The 18,815-nt window shown below is 57.8% G+C and carries 13 protein-coding genes and 2 pseudogenes; 2 read left to right on the forward strand and 13 right to left on the reverse strand.

Annotated elements, in window-relative coordinates; all coding sequences use genetic code 11:
• From H8B02_RS32655 to H8B02_RS32680, 6 genes are all read right to left on the reverse strand, one after another.
• A partial coding sequence (locus tag H8B02_RS32655) for an FAD-dependent oxidoreductase (RefSeq protein WP_229169998.1) occupies nucleotides 1-2,075 on the reverse strand: 2,075 nt, incomplete at its 3' end.
• A 26-nt stretch (nucleotides 2,076-2,101) separates the two neighbouring features.
• Complete coding sequence (locus tag H8B02_RS32660; RefSeq protein ID WP_229169999.1) at nucleotides 2,102-2,902, reverse strand: SDR family NAD(P)-dependent oxidoreductase; 801 nt, start codon at nucleotides 2,900-2,902, stop codon at nucleotides 2,102-2,104.
• On the reverse strand, nucleotides 2,899-4,497 hold the full coding sequence (locus tag H8B02_RS32665) for a hypothetical protein (RefSeq protein WP_229170002.1): 1,599 nt from the start codon (nucleotides 4,495-4,497) through the stop codon (nucleotides 2,899-2,901). The genes H8B02_RS32660 and H8B02_RS32665 overlap by 4 nt, the downstream gene beginning before the upstream one ends.
• Nucleotides 4,494-5,099: a CDP-alcohol phosphatidyltransferase family protein gene (locus tag H8B02_RS32670; RefSeq protein WP_229170006.1), complete on the reverse strand. Its 606-nt coding sequence runs from the start codon at nucleotides 5,097-5,099 to the stop codon at nucleotides 4,494-4,496. Before H8B02_RS32670 ends, H8B02_RS32665 begins: the two co-directional genes overlap by 4 nt.
• A gap of 11 nt (nucleotides 5,100-5,110) precedes the next feature.
• Nucleotides 5,111-5,920 (reverse strand): phosphocholine cytidylyltransferase family protein, encoded by an 810-nt coding sequence (locus tag H8B02_RS32675; protein WP_229170018.1) that lies wholly within the window; start codon nucleotides 5,918-5,920, stop codon nucleotides 5,111-5,113.
• Between the two features lie 358 nt (nucleotides 5,921-6,278).
• Entirely contained in the window at nucleotides 6,279-7,469 is a 1,191-nt protein-coding gene (locus H8B02_RS32680; RefSeq protein ID WP_229170008.1) for a pyridoxal phosphate-dependent aminotransferase, read from the reverse strand.
• Between the two features lie 1,459 nt (nucleotides 7,470-8,928).
• Between H8B02_RS32680 and H8B02_RS32685 the strand changes: the two genes are divergently transcribed.
• The gene (locus H8B02_RS32685) at nucleotides 8,929-10,395 is read left to right on the forward strand and encodes an alkaline phosphatase family protein (protein ID WP_229170013.1); all 1,467 of its coding nucleotides are present in this window, start codon (nucleotides 8,929-8,931) and stop codon (nucleotides 10,393-10,395) included.
• A 665-nt stretch (nucleotides 10,396-11,060) separates the two neighbouring features.
• Here the strand turns inward: H8B02_RS32685 and H8B02_RS32690 are convergent.
• From H8B02_RS32690 to aepX, 3 genes and pseudogenes are all read right to left on the reverse strand, one after another.
• Complete coding sequence (locus H8B02_RS32690) at nucleotides 11,061-11,270, reverse strand: hypothetical protein (protein WP_229170019.1); 210 nt, start codon at nucleotides 11,268-11,270, stop codon at nucleotides 11,061-11,063.
• Between the two features lie 871 nt (nucleotides 11,271-12,141).
• Nucleotides 12,142-13,578, reverse strand: coding sequence for a glycerophosphodiester phosphodiesterase family protein (locus H8B02_RS32695; RefSeq protein WP_229170014.1), 1,437 nt, complete (start codon nucleotides 13,576-13,578; stop codon nucleotides 12,142-12,144).
• Between the two features lie 564 nt (nucleotides 13,579-14,142).
• Nucleotides 14,143-15,013 (reverse strand): annotated as a pseudogene (gene aepX / locus H8B02_RS32700) (phosphoenolpyruvate mutase).
• Nucleotides 15,014-15,634: 621 nt separating this feature from the next.
• Here aepX and H8B02_RS32705 point away from each other — a divergent pair.
• A pseudogene (locus H8B02_RS32705) lies at nucleotides 15,635-15,953 on the forward strand (HU family DNA-binding protein).
• A gap of 224 nt (nucleotides 15,954-16,177) precedes the next feature.
• On the opposite strand, the gene H8B02_RS32710 reads toward H8B02_RS32705, so the two are convergent.
• From H8B02_RS32710 to H8B02_RS32720, 4 genes are all read right to left on the reverse strand, one after another.
• The gene (locus H8B02_RS32710; protein WP_283842275.1) at nucleotides 16,178-16,849 is read right to left on the reverse strand and encodes a type III polyketide synthase; all 672 of its coding nucleotides are present in this window, start codon (nucleotides 16,847-16,849) and stop codon (nucleotides 16,178-16,180) included.
• Entirely contained in the window at nucleotides 16,791-17,231 is a 441-nt protein-coding gene (locus tag H8B02_RS49120; RefSeq protein ID WP_376711737.1) for a hypothetical protein, read from the reverse strand. Before H8B02_RS49120 ends, H8B02_RS32710 begins: the two co-directional genes overlap by 59 nt.
• Before the next feature lie 70 nt (nucleotides 17,232-17,301).
• A complete protein-coding gene (locus H8B02_RS32715) occupies nucleotides 17,302-17,961 on the reverse strand; it encodes a porin family protein (protein ID WP_229170016.1) in 660 nt (219 codons plus the stop codon).
• 458 nt (nucleotides 17,962-18,419) lie between these two features.
• On the reverse strand, nucleotides 18,420-18,815 hold a 396-nt coding region (locus H8B02_RS32720; protein WP_229170017.1), incomplete at its 5' end, for a hypothetical protein.

Raw genomic sequence — 18,815 nt, forward strand, 5'->3', positions numbered from 1 at the left:
AGCCAAATGAAGATTGACTCGCTGTGGCTAAGATAGTCCGTCCCCTTTAACACGGCGGCGGCGATTGCCTGACGCGCTCGAACTTCAGTTCTGACGGCGTCTCGGATAGCGTGCATGGTGCCGTCGCCGATCCACAGCCGCGCGAGTTCAGCAACGAGTGGTGATACATGCCAAGTTGTTACGGTCGACACCGGTGCGAATGCAGCCGCAGCAGCTTGCGCCGTAGGAGCCACCAAATAGCCAATCCTTAGGCCTGGCGCTATGCACTTCGCGGGTCCCGTTGCGTACCACGCCAGTTCAGGAGCAAGAGCCGAAATCGCAATGGGGCAGCTGTCCGGCAGAAACCCGTAAACGTCATCTTCTAAGATCTGGACGTTATTGCGTCGTGCCGCCGCAGCCAACGCTGTACGGCGCTCTACGGACATCACATAAGCCGTCGGATTGTGAACCGTGGGCTGAAGATAAACAGCGGCTACGTTCCCGTCAGTGCACGCCTTGTCTAAGGCATCAGGGAGCATACCATCATGATCCATTGCAACCGCGCGTGGAGTGACGCCCAGCAGTGCAGCAACGTTTCGGAAGCCATAGTAGCCAATATCTTCGACCGCGACGATTTTCTTCTCGCGAGTGGTTGCAAGGGTCGCAAGAAAAAGTGCGTTCTGAGTGCCGTTCGTGGTGATCATGCGGTCAACGGCCGGCGCGCCTCCGAGGCGGCCAGCTATCCAACCGGCCCCAGCTTCTCTGTCGGCCTCGGTTCCCCGAAAACGGTGGGCCCTAAAGACCTCGCCGATGTTTGCCTCTGCCGCAACACGCGCAAGGGATTGCCGGATGGTATCACTTAGCCAAACAGGAGCAGGAGGAGTACTTCGAATGAGGCTGATCTCACCTGTCACCCGTGGATTATCGCCAGCCAATCCTGCGCTCGTTCTAGGCGCCGTGTTCGGGATTCCACCCTGTTCAGTCGAGAGTTCTGTAGCTGGCGTGCAAGTCGCGTTCTTGAGAAACCGAGAGGGGCGATATCGCGCTAACAGGTCGCTAGCTTGTCCGTCCAAGAGTTCGTCTGCGACAAGCTGGCCCACCAACGGTCCAAGTGTAATCCCACCATGCATAACCGCGACATAGACCTGACTGGCATCCTCGAGCCTGCCGACGATGGGAAGCTCGTCCGCTGCCACAGACCGGATACCGAGAATCGGCGTTCCCGGAAGTTCTGAAAACCGATTGATCCATTCCACTCCTGATTCCAAAATGGCTTGGCTCTCTCTCTCGAACCGGTCGGTTGAATGCAAATTTCCGGCGAGTGGAGATATGCCAGCTAGGATGCCACCACGATCACCAGGCCGAACATGGAAGCTGTCCGCATATATCACGTGCCCGAGGTCCGAGCCTTTGTCACATGGCACTTCCCGCAAAGCTCCCGGATTTGTTTCTATCGGGAAGGGAGTAAGACTCGACGCCTGTAGGATTGGGTTGGTATCGCTCCCGGCCGCTAGGACAACACAATCAAACGAGTCAGTGCCGAGATCATAGTTGACCCATGGTTTTTGTCCGTCATTCCCAATGCGTAGTACTCGCAGCCGCCGAAATCGCACGTCGAAGTTTCGTGTAGCAACATGTGCGAAGCGGCGGGACAAGCCTCTTGCATCGACCCAGCCTTCCTCCGGCACGCTAATAGCTTCAATCAGTGGATGTGCCTGGACAAGCGGTTCTAGTTCGTCGATCACCGACACGGTGAGATGCTTCGTGCGACCGCCCAATTCGCGCATCGTCTTCGCGTTTGCAGTGATCTTTGTAGCCTCGCACTCGACGGTAGCGAGGCGCAGTGTGCCGCAAATGTGCAAATACCGCTCACTTCCGATTTCGCGAGCGATCGTTCTATGGTACCTAATGGCTTGGAGCCGGAACGGCAGTTCAGCCGCTGGCTGGCCGAAGGCATTGAGGCAAGCAAACGATTTGGAAGTGACGCCGTCACCGGGGCTGCCGATATCGAAGATCGTGACTTGCGCGCCAGCCTTACCGAGGTGATAGGCGATGGAGGTTCCAATAATGCCAGCTCCGACTACGCCGATTTTCATCGTCTGCTCCTTCCGCGAGAGGCTCCTCAAGCGCTGGCTGTTAGCCCACCGTCCACATGCAGGATCTGACCAGTAACGAACCGAGATAGAGGCGATGCGAAGAAATGCACCGCCCCGGCGACGTCGGATGGCGTTGCCAGACGTCTAAGAGGGACATCAGATATAGCCTGCTGAAGGGTCGCTGCGTCCTCAAGAGCCTTGTGGTTTTTGTGAGTTCGTACAGCACCAGGAGCGACTCCGTTGACCGTAATCCCGTAGGGCGCTAGCTCAGTCGCGTGTTGCTTCAAAAGTATGGCCAAGCCTCCCTTTGCAGCACAAAAGGCGCTATAGCCTCGGCCTCGGAAACCAAGTGACGACCGAAGCGAGAGAATGTGAATGTGGCTGCCGCCCTTTTCGGCTGCAACCTGCTGGGCAGCGACCGCTTGGGCGAGAAACATTCCCGCGCGCAATGTCCCGCAATAGATTTTATCGAACGCATCTTCCGTCACCTCGAGCAGAGGCTGCTCTCGATTGAGCCCGACGCAGTTCACCAGAATGTCAATCGCACCATATTGATGCTTGAGCGAGGAGAGCAGACGTCGCACTGCCGCAACATCGCACGCATCGAGTTCGATACCTTGGACGGACAAGCCTTTGTCGCTCAGTTCGGCGGCAAAAGCTCGTGCCCGGTCCCCACTTCGTCCTGCAACGATGCTGATCGCACCAGCGATGGCCAATGTTTCAGAGATTACTGCGCCGATCGCTCCGTAGCCGCCGACGATCAACGCGACTTGGCCATGCAGGCCGAACGAATGCTGGCGCTGGATCTCAACGTCCTGAATGGTCATTCCGGTCTTCCCTGGGTTGAGGCGACATACCTGCCGACTTCAGCCGAGCTATCCCGCGTTACGTTGTCGACTGTCGCTCGCCATTCCGCGGAGCCGAATTGACGCTTGAAGACCGGACCGAGATGTTCCTTAGCGGTGCCGCCCAGTCGGACTGTTCCGCTGATCGAGCCATCTTCCGCTAATTCGCCGTCGAAGCCGTAGAATAGCCAAATCGGCACTCGCTCGTGCGCAGCCTCGAATTGGATATGACGGCCATGCACACCCCCGGATACAACTCCCGAGGATGATCCCGTGTAATGGACGCCACTTATCATCGCACCGATCTGCAGAATGGACATCTGATGGGTCGCGGAACCGTGAAGGAATTGCATTTCAATCCGCCAACTGCCCGAGACGTCGATTTCCGCGCGGAGGTTTAGGGCAGGTTGAACGATTGACTCGGGCTTACGAAATGCGTTTGCCAAGGCACAGCCGACGATCTCGGCCTCGTCATCGGTAAGATTCACGGGATCGAGGATGATGGAGGTCGGCGTAGACCAAAAGTCGTGAATGAGGATGCGCGGTCGTTGCCGCAGGAGTGCAAGCCTCAAGTCTTCCGCATTAAACGAAATGGAGCCGGTGTCCCAGCTGACCTTCAGCCGAACAGCGGTCACGGAACCAGGCCAGGATAGCAGTTCCGTTCTGACGCCTGGCAGCAAGCTGAGGTGAGCCTCGATCTGCGTCAATCGTGGAAGCCATCGATCGCGTTCGTCTTTCGCCGACTGAAAGTTGATCCAGCGATCAAGCGCAACTAGAGCGCCGACGACCTCCTCCTTGCCGACCTTCATTGAGCGGCCGAATGCTTGATGAGGGGCTCCATTCCACCAGATCGCCTTGCAAAGCCGCTCGTTGCCGAGCACGATTGCGGTGGATTGTGGTGCACGGATATATTTGCCACCTGCGTATACGACCAGGTCGGCTCCCTTCTTGATCCAGCGATCCGGCTTTTCGGGAGAAAGGCCTGCGGCATCGACGAGAATGGGCACACTGTGCGCGCGCGCCAAGGAAAGAAGCGAGCTCAGCGGTAATGCCGACGCAGCGTCCATGCGACCGAGCAGGCAGATCATCGCGACGCTGCCATCCAATGCGTGCACCAACTCCTCTATCGTGGCAATGCCGACGATCTCGGCGCCTGCGAGGCGGATCGCCTGTTCGTAGGCGAAACGCTGATCAGAAGGGATTAACACCTTGTTGCGCAGGCCCGATGTGTCCGGCAACTGTAACATCAGTTCCGGATTGTTCCCCACGATGCATGCCGCAGTGGATAAGGCTAGCGTCGCGGCAGTGCCGGCGGTGATGACACCCCATTCGGCGCCAGTGAGTTCAGCAATCCTTTGGCCTGCGGCTTCAGCGAGCTCATCCATGTCGACGAAAGCCTCGGCAGCCCCGTTCATTGCGGCGATGACCTCGTCGCTCGGATTGCTCGCTCCATAAATCGTGCGGACACCGGCGCATTGGATGAACGGCTCGACGCCGAGCTCTCGATAGATCCTGCCGCGCGTGTGGTCTAGGGCGGACAGATCGTCTACCTGGACGAATTCAGGCCGCGTATTCATGCCAGTCCCCTTGTCGCGAGTACGATGGATGCCCCAACACAAAATGCCGTGATGACGAGGTACATGATGCCAGTCGTCTTCGGCACTCGAAGCGGCGAAACGTGCAGAACAGCGAGCACGACGAGGACAAACGCGAACAAGTGCGGGAAGCGTGCCTCGGGGATGGCCGGACGGAGCAAGAATATGATTGCCGTTGCTGGTATCACGTAGGTGGTCGGCACGCCGATGAACCGGCCACCCGGAGATCCGAATACGTTGAAGTAGCTTAGTCGCAAGGCACTGGCGACAACGAGAACGGTTCCAGCGGCAACGGTGACCGTTGAGCCATGGCCGACGATTATCGACGTTACCGCCGGAAAGACGCCGGCGCTCACCAAATCAGCGAGCGAATCTAGATTCTTGCCAACCTGTCCTGTCTCCGCGGCGCGGCCTTGCGTTCGCTGAGCGACAACGCCGTCCAGGTGATCGGCAAGCAGCGCCCATAGCACAATGGCTACTCCGACCTCCAGACGGCCGGCGATTGCAAAGTTGATACCGATGATCGAGAGCACAAGACCTGCAGCAGTCACAGCGTTGGCCGGATCGATAAGCTGGCGGAACATTGGAGCTGGCCTCAACCACCAATCCGATGCTCGAACGACTCGGTTGACGAGCGGGGTGAGGCTGATGAGAAGATGCTTTCAGCGATCCGCAAGTCGTCCATGCTGTCGATTTCATACCAACGAAGATCGTCACAACGCGCAGCGGCAAGCTGTAGCCCGCGCCTTTCGACGAGTTTGGCAAGCAGCTCCTCAGTGTACGTCTGCTTGGCGCCGGAACCGATTAAATCGTCCAGGGAGGGGACAATCGTCTTTCTCAGCGTAACAGAGCTGAACCGCAGTATATTCATTGTTTTGAAAAGCACAGGGCTATCGCCGTCGAGGTCTGCTGCCGTCTGCTTCATCCGAAACGCAGAAATAAGTCCATCCTCTGACAGCGTCACGGCGGACCCTTGCATGCTCGACTCGAATGGTGCAACGGCGGCTAGGTCGAGAGCATCGGCAACGTTGAGATAGCGGAGGGCGTTCTCCTCAAAGAAGACGTCACCTTCCAGAATGTAGCAGTCTCCGGAAAGGAGGGTATCACGTGCAAGCCACAGGGAATAAGCGCTGCCGGTGCTTTCGAAGACGGCTGACTCTACATAGTTGACGTTAAGGCCGCCGAAGCGGCTGCCGCATGAATACTGAATGGCGTCTTTGCGGTAGCCGACGACGATTGTCACGTCTTCGACGCCAACTGCCTCCAAGTTTCGCAGGGCGTTGTGAAGAATCGGTGTACCGTTGACCTTGACTAAGGGCTTCGGGCACAAATCCGTTAGTGGTCGCAGGCGAGAGCCGGAGCCCGCGGCGAGAATGACGGCCTTCTTGGGAGCATTGGAAGTCATTTTGTGTATCTTCATGGTTGCGGTCGTTGCGTGATATCCCGTCGTCATTCCCAGAGCGTGAATCTTCACCAAGGCGGTTGACGTCAGCGTTGAGTGTTTCAGTTGAACGTGTCACCGCGAGAATGATCATGTCGTCCTTGGTCGCAGCCGACGACGGTTGCGTCGGCAACCCAAAGTTCGTCGAGATTGTCGGGTGCGTTGCGCAGGATCGGTGTACCATGCACTTCGATTAGCGGTTCGTGCAGAGTGTCAGTCATAGGCGCGCAAGCGCGAGCCGTACGCAACTACGGAGGCGTGGTGTGGACTTCTCAGGCATGATGTTAGCTCCCTTCTCGAGGCACCCTGCGGAGCCAAGAATTCAGTTCCAAGTGTTTAGAGTCGCTGTCAGACGCCGCAGACCTTTGTCGAGCGATTCGAGATCGATGCCGTAGGAGAGACGAACTCCGGCGCGGTCGCCAAAAGCTGTGCCCGACACGGTCGCGACACCGGCATCCATCAGCAACGCGCTAACGACGTTGTCGGCGTTGAGTTCGCGGCCATTAATCTTAGCTCGCCGCTGCATTTCGCTAAGATCGAGATAGAAGTAGAACCCGCCTTGGGCGGCGGGCTGGGGCACTGATCTCAGTGCTGCAAGGATAGAGAGCCCGAGTGCCCGCGCATCGCCAACGTGGCGCTGCAATTGAAGTTGAAAGCTAGAGTCGCCGGACTCTAGATGATGGAGGAGCGCATGCTGGGCAATGACATTGGGGTTCGAGGTTGTGTGGCTTTGTAGGGCCTTAACTGCGCTGATGACCGCCTTGGGACCGGCGAGATAGCCAATCCGCCAGCCGGTCAGAGCCAACGATTTGGAGAACGAATTGACAATCAAAGTACGTTCGCGCGCGCGAGGCGCCAGCGTGAGGATCGGATGATGGACATGTGGGGCATGGGCGAAAGTCCCGTAGCATTCATCGAAGATTATCCAGAGCTCGCGGTCGATGGCTAGCTGAGCCATGTCAGCAAGAGTATCGCGATCATAGACGGCGCCAGTCGGATTGTTCGGCGTGTTGATCACGATCGCTTTAGTCTTTCGCGTAACGGCCGCCGCTACGTCGGCAAGCCTCGGCACAAAGTGACTGTGTCTTGTCTCGATGAACACGGGCGCGCCGCCGGCAATGACGATCTGAGCTGGGAAAGTGGTCCAGTAGGGGTCTGGGATCAGGACTTCGTCCCCGGGATTCACGAGGATCATGGCTGCGTTGAAGAGCGCCTGCTTGGCGCCGGTCGTCACGGCGATTTCATCTGCCGACCAAGATTGGGCCGTTTCGGTGGAAATCTTCTGAGCGAGCGCATGGCGCAGCTCCATCAGGCCGAGCGTGTCTGTATAGCGGTTGATGTCGGAATTAATTGCGGCGATCGCGCCCTCGCGCACCGATGGGGCCGTGTGGCTCCAGATCTCCCCGGCGGTGAGATCGATGATTTCTTTACCGCTCGCGGCAACTGCTTTGGCGGCGTCACTCGCCGCAGCGGTGCCAGACGATTTGAACAAGGTTGTGCGTTGCGCCAACATCAGCGCTCTCCGTCGATCCAGAATGTGGCTTTGGTTGTTGGTGCGGTGCAGAGCCTACGGATTTCTTGAAAGCCGGATCTCGCCATCTTAAGAAAGAAGGATCATCATTCGCCTTGGCGTTTCGTCTCGGTCGAAATGAGCTCGCAGCTCTTTGCCGGTGGCTGGATGGTCAATGAGATGGGCAAGGAGATAGGTTGATCTGCTCCGGCGATGTACAAATCGTCGGCGTAAGAGCCGTCGCGGTATTGGACGGTGCGTCTAGTTTCAGGAGGCGAGACCTGTGCTTCGGTGAAAAATGCAGTGGAGGGTGACGGTAAGGTCGTCGGTTGCATGACGGTGGTTCCTCGAGAACGAGTGTGTTGCGGCGGGACTGAGCGGTTGTTGCCCCAAGTTCGCGGGACGAAGGCAGCGCGTTTCCGCGTTTGTGAATTCGTCTGCCTCAACAGTTTGAAGGTCTTGTCAATCGTTCGCCAAGTCGGCCTCAATGCTGGGAGTGTTCTCCGAGAATGCGACCGCAGACCTGCATCGAAGGTGTGGCAGCGCGCATGGGGTAGCCTCTTGGACACTGCGAAGAAGTCAGGCCATCGATCGGAGCTGTCGGCGAGAACACATTGTCGTGGATGTTGCATGCCGAACACCTGCAAGTGACGTTTTACTAGGCCAACTTGGCCAGCTCTACGTTGATTGACCAACAGTGACATGGTCCTGTCATCTAGAACAATTACCAGCGTTGGTAGTTGACTGGCGCACAACACATTGCTTTGCCATTATAAACCCTTGTTGGGCGAGCGATCGTTGTCAGCCAGGCGTCAGCGTATCGTCTCGAGCGAAATGGACGCGGCCACTTCGCCAAGAATGGGTGACGTAGGCGCTTCTGCGCTGACGGAGTTCGGAGGTAGCGTCGGCTTGTGATAGCGCGGCTTCCAACCGTCCCCGAACGTCCGGATCAGCGAACTAGACAGAAGATCGGGGCCTCGTGCTCACTGCAATGCAGGTTACGGGCGGTTGTGACGGGCAACAGCCGATAGCGTTTTTATCTAGATCAATTACTAAAGCTGGGAGTTGACTAGGACGTCTCGCAAATGGAACGTCCGAATAAACAAATGCGCTGTGGCACCGACGGCTAGAGAACGGCATCGCGACGTCGAAAACGTCCCTGATCATGAGCCTGGTAACGTTTGTTGGAGGACGCCAGTGTGTCCAGTTCTCTATTGTTGTCGAAATGTCTATCGGAGTCGTCTGAGCAGGAGTGCGCCGTTGGCGGCGCATCTAGTTCGAGAGAACTGTCGCCCTTCAGCTATCAACAATCGCTAGTGCGTCAGCGGGCAATAGCAGGCTCATTGGATACAATGGAGCCCGCTGGCCAACCAATGCGCGAGAATGGCAAAGGGCCCGGATGACAATGCTGCCTGATGTAACATCGATGTCCGTCCGATCGATCTCGAAGCGCGTTATCATCGTGCTGTTCGACGGGCTTCGGCCCGATCTGATCAATCCATCGCTGACACCGAACCTGGATAGGCTCCAGCGCCGCGGCGCGATCCTGGCGCGGCAGCGCACGATCTATCCCAGCGAGACACGGACCGCCCTGACGAGCCTTGTCACGGGCACGACGCCTGATCGGCACGGCATTGTCGGTAACCAGTATCTAGATCGCCTGTCTGCGCCGCCGCGCTCTGTCGATACGAGCGACGACCGTCTGATGGAATACCTCGATGAAGCGAGCGGCGGCCGTTTCCTTGGCGCACCGTCGCTCGGCGAGATCCTCATGGAGAACGGCAGGACCTTCTCCGTACTTGCTTCCAACTCGGCTGGAGCAATCCGGTTAATGAACCATAAGGCTCGAACGCTCGACCAGGTGACGATCTCCGGTCACTTCCCTCGAATCGGGACCCCGGCCGCGATGCGCGAACGGATCGAGGCACTGATCGGGCCAACGCCCGCACCGGCTCCCCAGGGCACGCCCGATCTCGCGACTCAATCCTTTCTTACCTCGGCGTTCCTCGACGTCATCTGGCCTCAAGTTCACCCTGATGTCGCTATCCTCTCTTTCGGCGAGCCCGATACATCCTCCCATTATTCCGGAATCGGCGCGCCAGAAACGCTGGAGGCGATCGGGTTTGTCGATGCGCAATTTGGCCGCGTGCTCGATTGGTGGGAGGCCGAGGGCGCATCCCAAGGTGTGCATCTGGTCGCCGCATCCGATCACGGTCACGTCACGGTGCAGGCGCGCGCCGACCTCTTCGAGACGCTCGAGGCGGCAGGACTACGCTGTGGCCCTGTGCCCGAGCCGGGGATCGACGCCATCGTCGTACCCGGGCAGGTCGGCGCAATTTACCTGGCTGAGCCATCCGGCGTTGCAATCCGCAGCGCGGTGGCGGCGATGATCGAACGGCCATGGTGCGGTTCGGTTTTCACCGCCGGCCAGGGCGAGGTCGATGGCATTGCGCCGGGCAGCTTCGGCCGCCACCTGGCTTTCGCCGACCATGCCCGTTCGGCAGATATCCTGTTTTCATATCGGACGGATGATGCGGTCGATCCGTTCGGTCTCGTCGGCCGCAGTTGGAGCCCGGATTGGCCGGTCGGCTTCGGCGTGCATGGCGGACTGCATGCCAAAGAGATGTCGTCGGTCGGCATCCTGGCGGGCCCGCTGATCAAGAGCGGCCTCGTCTCGCAAGTTCCCTCAGGTATCTGCGATTTTGCGCCGACCGTGCTCAGGCTGATTGGCATCTCGCGGCCGTCAACGATGACCGGCCGCGTCCTTACCGAGGTCTTTGCAGACGGGGCAGAGGACGCGCCTCGATCAATCGAGACGGTCCACGAGGCGAGAGACGGGGGATACCTGCAGCATCTCCGTCGTGTCGAGGTCGGCGCGGCCATCTATCTCGATACCGCTGATGTCCTATCATGCAGCGTCCGCACCTGATCCAAGAGTGAGCGTCGATCGCCAACCCGCACCGAACTGCTGTCGACCGAAATTCGTGCAAAGTCCTTCGCAGATGACCGACGAGGAGCAGCGACGCACCTCATCGTACGCAGTTTCGACATTCCTTCAATTTTGTAATAGAACCTATTAACATGCCGGCTCCTGTATAGACCTTCAATGCGTTTACGGAACTGTCTGGATGGGCTCGCACAAGAACTCAACCAACAAGCATGGAGACGGCGACATTGATATCGTCATCCGCGCGAGCGACCTCGACTGGAGAACTTCACAACTAATCTGGCGACCACAGAGCGCGGGCTGAGCAAAGAGATTCGCGGTTGCCGGCATTTGGGGAATCACGACGCATTCAATCTGTGATTCATTGCGTCGCATGGATGCTGATCGCGAGCAATTCCAAACAACATCGCCGCCTTGAAGGAGGCGTTACATGCCTGAAGGATCGATGCGCTGCGGAGCTGAAATAGATTCTTTGTCAGATCCAGCCCGATCATTGTATCTCGACTTAGTGGTCCTATCTGCTTCGTGACTCATGCACCACGGTTTTTGGCACATCGCAGTTCTGTCCGGGGAGGGCAGCAACCACTCCATCTTTCTTGATCGGGCATCTTAAGGCATGTTCATGTCACCGTGGAGGCCGCGCGGTCTCAGGTTCGATGAAGTGGGCTCGATGGTTTCCTTACGCGCCAATCCTCGGCGTCGTACCTTTCCACCGGCAACCGCAGTCTTTTGGCCCGTTCGTCGCGGTCGGTTTTCCGAAACTCGCGCTCGCGGCGCTCGAACTTGGTTAGCTCGTCATTCGCGGCTCGCATAAACTCAGCGTGCGAGGTACCGGCGCTTTGGATGCGGGCGGGCATTCTCATCTCCTGACAATCTATTCAAAAACGTAAACCGAAATGCCGGCGAGTGGCCCTCAAGCTTACATCACCTTGAGAACGCAGCGAAATGGCAGCGAATTGGTTGAAACCTCCGTGAACGAAACGTAACGCAAACACCTTGCGAAGCACGGCAAATCAACAACTTAACACCCTGGGGCGGCGGCCCAGCGGTCGAGAAGGCGCCATAGAATGGTCCCTCGGACCTTGTGGGGCGTCGGGCTGCATCCCCGCTCACCGCGCCAGCAGTTCGTGGAAAGAACGGCCCACTCCGCGAGGCCCAAATGGCCGAACCGATCGAGCGCCGACGTGCGCCAATTGGCCTGGTCGGATTGGATCGCGTTTGCAGATCGTGGTGCGGGTCGCGCTAGGGCTGGGAATGGGCAGTTTCTCGGGAGACTTCCCTACATCCTGTCTACGGTGCCATCGTTGATCCAACGCTGTGCGATAAACGCGATGCTTCGCTGCCCTGGGGCTGATCGAGAATTTTTCGATATCGACGCCGGCGGCTGTTGCCACGCAACCGTTATCGCTGACGGAGCTTGCATGCCAGGATGCGCGCGTTATTGAAGTCCCCGAAAGCCGCCATCGAATCAACGAGCACAGCCAGTCCGGTCAAGTCTTCACGTGTCGATCTGTCCCCGTGTGGATTGTTCCTGCGTGAGTGCGCAGATCGAGCGCCGTCTCGTCCGCCGCTTACGCTGACGGGTTGCCAACGGCGGGCGGCCCTACTCTCGCTGGCCTTCAATGTTCGGATTTGCTCGACTAGCCATTTCATCATACTAGTTCGGGGTTTTGCGTAGGGCGCGTGCAACGATCGTGGCGCAGATCGTCAAGCTGAGGCACCAGAACCTCAGCGACGATGTGGATCGTTCGTCCAGCTTGGCTTGCCAGTGATATCCTTCGGTGCATCGATGATGGATGCTGGGTTGTAGCCGGAATCCATCGGGAACGTATAATCCGCATGATTGCCATCGGTGATCCAGCCTGTGGCATAGAGTGTTTCCAGATAAGGATTGTCGGACACCAGCACGTCGGCATAAGGCAGCAGCGCGCCGAAAGTGGCGCGAAAATCCATGTCCGGACGGCCAGGCAGGGTGATCGGCACGCCCTCAGCGCCGTAGTAATACTTGTGGCTGTTAACGGAGAACGCTTCGGAGATATAGGACATTGTGAGTGGCGTACTGGCGAACTTCTCGCCTGCTGCCTGGAACGCCGCGGCCACCTGGTTCATCTCGTCGAGGGTGTTGGTTCCCTTGTAACGGCAGATTTCCACCATGGTAAGGTCGCCCAGCCGATCGAAGGAGGTCAGCCAATCGCTGGCCTGGGTCACCTGATCATCGTCGATGTAAGAAGACTGGACGTCTTCCACCTTGATGAGGACCGGGATCAGATTGAGCCTGTTGTTCGGCTGGACGGTGGCATTGGCCTGAACCAGCGCATCAAGTACTTTGGTTGTTTTCTTTTCCCAACGCGCAATGACGCGATCGGTAATCGGCACTTGGGTGGAATAGATCTTTATGCCGAGATGGTTGCGCACATCAGCATTCTCGGGCGCCGAGAGCAACTTGATTGCCGCGATCGTCGATACCTCGTCCTTGGGATCGATGATGACGTTGAATTCCTCGTCATTTCTATTCTTCTCGCGAACGTAATCGATGACACTCTGCAGGTCCTCCATCTTTTGCGGAATACCGTTGCGGTCAAGTGCCGGCGTGCGCTCATTGGTGATGGGATTCCATATCGAAAGGTTCATCTGCCTGATTTCCTCCGTGGAGACGTCTGAATTCAGGCAATTTCTCGGATCGCCGGTAACTCGCCCTAATGTCTTGTCATGCATCATCCAGGCATGACCGTTCTTATCTGCGCGAAGATCGAGCTCAACGGCATGGAAGCCGTGCTTGAGCGCGTTGTCGGCGCCTGAAATGGTGTTTTCGAGAATGCCCTTCGGATTATCGAACAAGCCGCGGTGCGGCAGTATCTGCTTCCTATGCGGATCGATGCCGCGGGCCTTGCTCTCGGCTCCGGTCAGGAAAAGATCCTTCCCGTAACTCGAGGTGCCGATTTCGTACTCTGCGTCGCCGAGAGCAGGCCTGTCCAGACCAAAGTCTGATTTCCACTCGGCTTTGTTGCCGGCCGCCAACCACTCGGTGATGGTCTCGTTGACGGTGCCGTCGACTGGATCGTCCGGATCATTGGAGCCAAATTTGGGGGTTGTCTCGCCACACGCGGGAACCGGTAGCGCGACGGGCTTGCCGCCCGGTTGCACCTGGCCGATTTGGGCTTGCATGCCAGCGCTCGCCCTGTCACCTGCGATGGCATTGGCGGCCCTGTCGACAAGCATAGAACGGTCAGTCAGTCCGCCAGCCACAGTTGAGGCGACAACCATGGTTCCAATGAAACCTAACCGGGCCAGCTGTTTGCACCACCGGCGGCACCCAGTGAGGGAGAGAACGTTGCGAGAGTTGAGCGGAACTGTCCGTCGCGCCACCATGAGCGCTCCCCGTCGGTTCAGAATGTCGCTGTAGTTGCTATTGCGATGTGGGGTCTACGGCTTCGTGAAAAACGGTTGAGATCTCAGGAAAAGACGGATCATCGTGCGCGTTGGCGTTTCGCCGAGAGAGAAATGCGCTCGTGGCCATCGCCGGTGACTTGATGATCGTTGAAGTGGGGAGATCGGGCCGAGGTACTTGACAGATCGGCCGCGTAAGAGCTGTCGCAATCGATGGTATGCCCAATTTCAGGAGCAAAACCCTGAGACTCGCTGATAAGCGCATCTGAGTGTGATGGTAAGGCATCCAGTGGCATGGCGATGGTCCTTCGAGAATGAGTATGTTACAGCGTGAAAGAGAAGTTATTGCTCTAGCTCAGGAGGGTGAAGATAGCGCGCTTCCGCACGGGCCAGTTCGTCGTACCTCAAGAGTTCGAAGACCTCGTCGAGCGTCGCAATATTGGGCTCAATGCTGGTGGTGTTCTCCTCTGCGATGATGCGACTACAGACTTGCCGTATGGCTACTATTGCAGCTCGCATGGAGTGGTTGGCCCATATCACTGTGGAAATGTGGGGCTTTACGATACGCAGAGACCGGTGTTCGATAGTATTTGGTTGGAACGATCACGACCGGCAATCTGTTCTGCCAGGCGCGCGCGAACGCAAGGATCTCGTCCGCGGCGCTCCTTCGCGAGTGAATGAGGATCGCATCGGCTCCCGCGTCGGCGTAAGCATGAGCGCGCGAGATTGCTTCGTCCATTCCATGCCCGGCGATTAACGCCTCGATACGGGCCACGAGGACCAAGTCTTCAGCAACTGTATCTTTCACGGCCCGTAGACGGCCAGAGAATTCATCGGGGTCCGCGAGTGGATGCTGATCGCCAATAAGCGAGTTCGCCTTCGGAAAACAGCTGTCTTCCAGCGCAATTCCGGCAGCGCCACGCTGACGAAGTTTGCGCGCCAGCAGACGAGCGTTGTTAAAATTCCCGAAGCCGCCGTCGCCGTCAACCAGAACAGGCAGCTGGGCTGAGTCCACGATCCGTTCGACGACATCGACAAGTTGACTCCACGATGCTTCGTTGGCGTCGCGGTATCCCAAAGAGCAGGCAATTGACAGGCCCGATGCCCAGAGACCCTTGAAACCTGCGCGCTCAGCGATTGCGGCGGAGAGGCCGTCGTGCGCTTCCATGAGGAACGAGAGTTCGCTGCTGGAGCAGACCTGAACGCGCAGCATTGACGAAGGTGAGGAGTCAGTGGTTCGATCAGGCACTTTGGCGAGAACCGATTGTGATTGGTCGTGCATGCTGAGTGCCTGCGCGTGCGGTTGACCGAGAGACGTTCATTGGTCGAAGGTGACCCGTTTCTGTCATCTAGATCAATTGCTAGGATTAGTAGTTGACCGGCCGCGCAATGGTTGCGTGTCGCTGTAGTGTGAAGCAATCGTGGCTAAGCGTTTTGCTCCACAATGTTCGACCGAGGAACCGGCTGCCATCGACGCCGAGGGCTCATTCCGTGTCCACTCGGGACCACCTGACTGGTCGGCGCTCCTATCTCCGTCCGATCAATCACACAGAGACAGCGTTGCTAGCCATCAGCACGTGACTTGAGTTGGAGCAGTCGATAGTGGGGTCGTTGGGAGCCGCCGCCGTGCAACATTATGGGTCTCTCGTTGGCAGCATGGAAACCTGCGGTTACCGATCAAACGAAAGTCGAGGCCATGTCGCGCTCCAGGAGCCAGCAAAAGCTGGTTATTCATCGCGATGACGTTCCTTCATCAGTACCGGTATAATGCGATCCTTGACAGGTGCCAACGCTTTCGAGCAAAGGCCACTTCCCAAATGGCAACAGCGCGTCGATGATCAGGTCCACGCTCGTTCAACGTATCGCCGACAGCTGCCCGCATCTTTATCAGAGCGTCGTCAACGGTATGGTGAGCGCAATCCTCGATGAGATCGTTGAGGGGCTCGCGCGGTGACCGGGTTGAGTTGCGGGGCTTCGGAGTATTTTCGGTCAACCATCGGCAGGCTCGTACCGGCCGTAATCCAAAAACGGGCGAGTACGTGCAAATCGAGCAAAAGCGCTTTCCGATCTTCAAGGCCAGCAGGGCAGTGCATGAGCGCCTTAACCGTGACCAGAACTCGATAGCGATCAACTCGCCGTCTGAGGTTGTCTAAGAGAGGACAGCCAGACCGGTTCCGGAGCGATGCTGTAACGGCAACGGCCCCGCGGACGCTGCTGGGGCACCATCGAACAGAGAAGACCAGCGGCAGCATCTCGGGCACGCGGGCGCTCGATAGCACCGGCAACGAGTTTGGTGATGCCGGTCACTACAAGGGGACGCCTCAATCGGCTGCCCAACAACTCAAGGTTTGTGGGCGTTGGCTGTGTCGTTTCGGTGTCAGGCCCATTTCAGTAGTGACAGTTCGGCCGAAAAGCCTGGCCCAAACGCGCCTAAGATACCGTATGATCCCGGCGCTTGCTCTTCATGCGCCAGCACGTGTTCCAGAACGAATAGCACAGTTCCGCTGGACATATTTCCATGAAGTCGAAGCGTCTCGTAGCTGGAAAATAAGCTCTCAGAGGACTTCCCAAGGCCCCGCTCACAAACCTCCAATACTTTTCTCCCGCCGGGATGAAAGATAAAGCTCTTCACTTGGCTAGGAAGGATGCCATCCTCCGCTAGCAACGATCGCATTGCACGTGGCATCAATTCGCTAATCATTGATGGAATGCGCTCGGAGACCACGACTTCAAATCCGGAGTCGCCAAAATGCCAGCCCATTAAAGAAGTCGAGTCAGGGTGAAGCAAACTCGTACTTCTCACGATATCCAGTTTGCCAGAGCCGCTTTCAGCTGGTCCGATTAATAGCGCGGCGGCGCCATCTCCAAAGAGGCTTGAGGCGACGACGTTCTTTGGGGTGAGATCGTTCGGCTGGAATGTAAGGGAAGTCAGCTCCACAGCAACGAGGAGAATGCGTTCGTTGGTTGCTCGGCAAAGGGCTCCTGCCAAGCTAACTCCCGATGCTCCCCCAGCGCATCCGAGGCCAAAAAATTGACGTCCGTCCCACATCCGCTTGCAATCCGACCTTCAAGATCAGGTCCACGTCGAGACTAGGGGTCGCTATCCCTGTCGTCGAGACGAATATAACCCGATCGACTTGCTCGGGCTTAACGCCAGCCCGGTTGAGACAGAGCACTGTCGCTTTGCACGCGAGCTCCTTTGCCCAATCCATGTATATCTGGTTTGTCTCACCTATGCGATGCTCGCTGAGAAGCCATTCGGGCTTAACACAAAAGAAGCGCTGATCGACTAGCGCATGATCGAATACTGTAAGATATCTCTTCAGCTTCTCCATTCTGGATCCGAAGTGGCGACCCGCTAAGGCCTTGGCGTCCGTCTGCGAAAACCGGAACGGTGGCAAAGCCGTCCCAACAGCCAAAATTCTGGACATCAGTTACTCTCGTCGCTCGACAGGGATTAACACCAAAGCGAAGATCAAGGACGTCCGCGACATCCAGGCGTTAGTTCACGTGGACCAAACCGATGTTGATGTCCTGGCCAACGCGGGCAGTTCCTGCGGGGCCGCCCGTTGGAAAAGCCTGCGATTCCGGTTGAGCAAAAGCCAATGATCGGAGGGCCCATGAGCACACAATCGTACTCAGCGCTGACGGCTTAGTGGGCAGAAAAGAAGACCTTACGTCCGCTCCTGCTGCGCCGCCCCGTTGGTCTTCGCTGCCGTTGACGAGGGGCAGCGGAGTCGCAAGCTCGCAGAGCTGATATTTATTGCCGGCGACCGCAGCGGCGCCTTTTACGTACACGAGCACGTCATTCCAGCTGTAAGCGAGCGGGTCCTTGACCGGGCCGCGTGTAACAATCTCGCCTTCATCCTGAAGGCCCGGCAGAACGAGGCTCGCGTTGGAGTCCGCGGGATTGGCGCAGTTGCCGTTCACCGCGATGCCGAACACCGAGTTGGCTATTTGCCAGCGGAAACCGATTTCGCCGCCGAGCGGGCCTCCTATCGCACCAAGACACCTCATGGCAGGAGGCGACGCACGGATCACATCGCCAGCGTTGACGAGATCCCAGCATCGACGGCCACCGCCACTATCGATACCGATGTCAGAACCACTTCGCTCGCAGAGCCGCGCGGCCAGACCAGCGACAGCGGCGGCCAGCACCATTAGGACTATTGTGCTCAGCAGGAGCCTTTTCATTCTTCTCGACCAAATTCTGAGGTCAGCTTCCGTGACGGTGTTCACGGAACGCGGATGCATGCCATGTGTCTGTCTTCTTGATCAATTGATAGGGTTGGTAGTTGACTGGAAAGATTGTGTCCGCCTCTGGCAATGAATGGCTCGTCTTCTTCTCTGCGGAGCATAAAAGTTTGTCGCACCGTGCCGTTTTGCCATCGTCGATAGACCTGGCGCCGCCGGACACATGGACGAGATTTCGCGGCAGATTGACATGTCGGACGAAGCTGGCTCGGTCGTCACCGAGTATTTGGGCGGGCTCGCGACGAGCTGTGCGCCTCCCGGGAACAACCCACCCGCAACGCCATCGGAACGGTACCGAGTGCAGGCCGCGAGAGCTCACAGCCGTGGCCGCGCATGCCCCCGCTGGAAAACGTAGTTCCGTTCAATCAGAGCGGCTCGGCAGAGATATCAGCCGTGAATCGATCGACGACGCCTTGCAGACAATCCGCGATTGGTTCGAAAAACAGGATGAAGAGGTGCAACGCGAAATCGCCGGCATGGCGGCGCTTTTGATCTTCGAAGGTCGCGGTCTTCTCGACTTCAGCAGCCCGAGAGTAGTGTGACTGTCTCCGGCAGTGGCGGAACGCGGCGGGATTGCCAACCCATGCGGTCATCTGCCGCACTTTGACGTTACGCACCTGCTTTGAGTATTTCGCGGAGAGCAGGTTCATCGAGTCGGGGTGGACGCGGTCCGAAGAGGCCTGGTCATGGGGGTCGTTTCCCAGGATCGTGTCCCTGAGCGTGGTGTAACTGGCGGTGGGACACCGCGTTCGCCGGCAAGG

Source organism: Bradyrhizobium altum, from assembly GCF_020889705.1.
GTDB lineage: Bacteria > Pseudomonadota > Alphaproteobacteria > Rhizobiales > Xanthobacteraceae > Bradyrhizobium > Bradyrhizobium altum.